Annotated in this window: 2 protein-coding genes; both read left to right on the forward strand. The window is 45.9% G+C overall.

All coding sequences use genetic code 11. The features are described from left to right. Window positions 1-717 precede the first annotated feature (717 nt). On the forward strand, window positions 718-1,779 hold the full coding sequence (gene wecB, locus WBL42_RS12365; RefSeq protein ID WP_424721589.1) for a non-hydrolyzing UDP-N-acetylglucosamine 2-epimerase: 1,062 nt from the start codon (window positions 718-720) through the stop codon (window positions 1,777-1,779). A gap of 727 nt (window positions 1,780-2,506) precedes the next feature. After that, a complete protein-coding gene (locus WBL42_RS12370; protein WP_424721588.1) occupies window positions 2,507-3,982 on the forward strand; it encodes a hypothetical protein in 1,476 nt (491 codons plus the stop codon). Window positions 3,983-4,204 lie beyond the last annotated feature (222 nt).

Below are 4,204 nucleotides of genomic sequence, written 5' to 3' on the forward strand. Positions count from 1 at the left end.
GCATAAGCCCAAGGTCCGTCCCCCCCACACCGACTCCGGGCCGGGCATGTGATTTCCGGCAACAGATATTTTTTGTTGCCCATCGGTGCCCCTTAGCAAAATTTTTCCCGGGGCACAATAACCCGGCCGAAATTTCTCAAAAAATAAAAATTTCTCTGGAAACTTTTCCTGAAATTTTTTCAAATTGCGGCTCTGTTGAGATCCTAAGCTACCGGTAGAGCTAAGAACAAGTTGCTCCCTGTAAAAGTTATGGGAAACCCCAACAAGGAGCAGTACTTCTCAAGATCAGAAGTATATTTGTTTTCTGACCTCGTGCCAGCACCGGATCACAATCTGTGATGCGCTTTTTGTCGCTGCATCGATCCGCTGCGATGCTCCTCTTGTAACTGCGGATATGAAACTTGCAGGTGCTGTAAGGGAAACATGTCGGGTTATACTGATCGGGTAATTACATCCGGTGTATACCGGGGGGGCATCTCTTTTTCTTGTTCGAAACTCAATTTTTGTCAATAAAAATAAATAATTACCTATCCTCTTGACAGTATAATATACCTGGAAATTTCGCTATGCAGTACGAAATAACTATCATTGGCGAAGGAACCTGTATTTTTGAACCCGGCATGCTGGTTTTTCCATTACGGCGACGGCTGGTGCAGACGGAATTTACAGGAACATCCATTGGTACAAGAATGAGCATCCGGTTCGGAGTGGATCCCCATTAAGATCGTTACCATTGTCGGGGCAAGGCCCCAGTTCATCAAGTGTGCGCCAGTCTCCCGTGAACTGCGGAAGGAACACACCGAAATTCTTGTGCATACCGGCCAGCACTATGATCCGGAAATGTCAGAAGTTTTTTTTGAGGAACTTCATATCCCGAAACCGGAGTATAACCTTGGCATTGGTTCCGGACCCCATGGGAAACAAACAGGAATGATTCTTACAAAGATCGAAGAGGTTCTCCTGAAGGAGAAGCCGGATCTTGTGCTTGTCTATGGCGACACCAACTCGACGCTGGCCGGGGCGCTTGCTGCAGCCAAGCTTCACATACCTGTTGCCCATGTGGAGGCGGGGCTCCGTTCATTCGACCGTACCATGCCTGAGGAGATCAACAGGGTTGTCACCGATCATATCTCTGACTCACTATTCTGCCCGACAGAGAATGCAGTCAAGCTCCTTGCAAAAGAGGGGATTACCCGGGGAGTTCACCTTGTCGGGGATGTGATGGCAGATGTGCTGGAATTTAACAAGACCCTCGCGGAGAAAAACTCCCACATTATCGAAACACTGGGTCTTGAACCCGGCGGATACGGTGTTGCAACAATTCACCGGCCCTCGAATACAGACAATCCGGATGCACTATCGGTAATTATCCGAACATTCGGGAAGGCGGAAATGCCAATCGTTTTTCCGGTCCACCCACGCACCCGGAAATATCTTAAAGAATACGGCTTGTTGGGCCGGATGCCAACGAATGTCAAAATAATTGAACCGCTCGGGTACCTTGACATGATCCGACTGATGGGAAATGCAAAAAAGATCCTGACGGACTCCGGGGGGATCCAGAAGGAAGCATACATGCTGGGTGTACCCTGCATCACACTCCGGGAAAATACCGAATGGATTGAAACACTCCATGATGGCTGGAATATACTCACCGGTGCAGATGATGAAAAGATTTTGTCTGCATTGATGGCTCCCATTCCTGGAAAACCGCAGCGCAATCTCTACCCGGCAGGGGCAAGCGGAAAAATCCGGATGCTCATCAGGCCTGGTACCTGATCCCCGCATATATCTGATGCATACTTGCTATGCCATTCTTGTACGTTAGGGGAATGCATCTCGGTATAATTCAAGAAGCGTATCCCAGGTGCGAGAGGAGATAGGCACACAGGGCGAATACCATGCCGCCGGTGATGCAGTACGACGATTCATTCCAGTTGAAAACAGTTGAAAAATCTGAAAGGACTTGCCCGGATCATTTTTGCCGGTGCCGTGAATTCCGTCCGAGATCTGCAAGAAGATCCTTTTTGAGGATCGTTCACCGGGAGGGGGACCGGTCGAGAGCCCCCAATACATGGTCGGAGAGCTCGTTTTGCAGAAACCGCAATAACGTGAGATACCGATTGAGACAAAGTCTCTGAATGACACTTACGGACCTGGAAATCTATCGTGAATGTGATCATTAAATAATATCTGCAGGGTGTTCTAATTACAGCAATATAGAGGTACTATCATTTTAAATCGGATGGAGCAAACAATAACCATAAAATGAGAGATACTAATTCTCAAAATGAAAAATTTAAACGCCAAATCTCAACGGGGAATGATATAAGAATATACTTAGTTAATGGGAAAGAGATCCCCATAATGAAAGTAAATTTAAAGAAAAATGAGCCTATAGGCTTGTTCTCAAAGGAAAATTTCCCTCTCGGACAAATAGAGTCAATGAGACAAAATTTGGATATAATAGTCAATAAATGCGGCAATTATTGGAATTCTTTCAATTTTGACAGACGGGGAAAAATATGCAACCCCCGGACCATTTATTTTACCCGTCGCAGGTCAGGATATGCGTAAAGAAGAACTGATTGCTACAGCATTCATTTTGGGCATCCTCGGTGCAGGCATTTTTTTATTGTTACATCTGGCGCTATACCAGCCAGCTCCCGTGAATATCCGTAACTTATCAAACCCGGTGTATACACCCAAATTGTATGGGGCAACTACGAGCGCATGTCTCCCGCCGGATATTCAGGTGCAGCTGGATACTGCGTGGGCTAACCACTCTACTCTTATGGCAGAAGAGTTCAGAAAGGAATTATCCGGTGGAGATCCGACGGGTCTTTACAACATGCAGCAATATACGAATAATCTTCTTGATCAGGCAGTAACCTGCCATAACCCAGTCCGGTTCAACCAAATTATAGCACTGTATAATATATCATATCAGTTCCTGACGGTGACTCCTCAGGGATACGACGAATGGATCTGCGATAAAACCTGCCCTGATTCCACCAACCAAGGGAAAGAAATCGCTCTCGACAGTTTACAGTTCCTTTATGTTGTTTCGAGATCCGTGCACATTATCAGTGCTATTGATAAACCGAACAGGACGCCGGAGATGAATACATTTGTAGCGAATTTCGGCCCTCTTGCGGTGGAATCCTACACTCGCTGGCAGCCGCTTTTCCTGGCTTCAGAAGAACTGAAAATGGATGTAGACCTGCACCAAATAAATGCTGAGTATGCAATCGGCGATGAAGACCTCTGGCTAAGTGCCGGGATGGTCGAACTGCTTGCCGCAAACCAGAATGATCCTGCCATCGCGATATCAGACAAGCAGCGTATGGCAATGGTAAAGTATATCAATCTGACAAATGAACTCGTCCGTTCACGCATAACTGAAACAAATCTGACGGATTTTAACGGGACCCCGGTAAAGGGTATTATCATTGATTATGGTGAATTGCAGATTGATACGGATAATCGCTTTGCATGTTATAGTGGTACATCGTTCCCTGTTCCAGATCAACTTTGTACTGCAAAAACCGGATTGGATATCAGTCACGGGAGAAGATTTGTCGAGGTCTTCCAGACCCTGCATGACAACCGGAATATTACGGGGTCAGAATTTCCCGATGATGAATTTATAGTACTGATGGCAAACGAGCTGGTGTACGGGTCCTCCAACCGGAATACGACAAAACCCCTGTTCACCAATTACTTCGGCGGTATGAACGGGTGGTACCGTGTCGGTTACGATGGTCCGGGCTTAGGTTATCCCCCATATGGGCTTACGTCCTCAGTTCCGTTGGGAGGGTATGGATACTGGGCATCATATAACGGCGATGTTGGAAGGCTCATGCATTCACTCCTTAACCTTTCAGAAACGCATGATCAGTTCATAAAAAAATATTACCCGGAACTTCAGACAGATTTGGGAAAGATAGAATTTCTTCCTACGTTTGCCAGGGATAACTGACCGACTCAGAAGTGTTTCCAAGGGGAGGTACGAGATCATGCTGTCGTTTTCATTCTCTCAAGTATAAGCCGAAATACATGATTACAAAAGATCTTAAACAAATGGACTATTGCTTCAGGATGTGTAGCTCTGTAATTATCAAGATATCCGTGCAGATCCCTAAAACGATTCATTCATACCTTTGAAAATTATATTTATTTTCTGTACGGCAGGTTTTAATCA

This window comes from Methanoregula sp. (assembly GCF_049686655.1).
Lineage (GTDB): Archaea > Halobacteriota > Methanomicrobia > Methanomicrobiales > Methanospirillaceae > Methanoregula.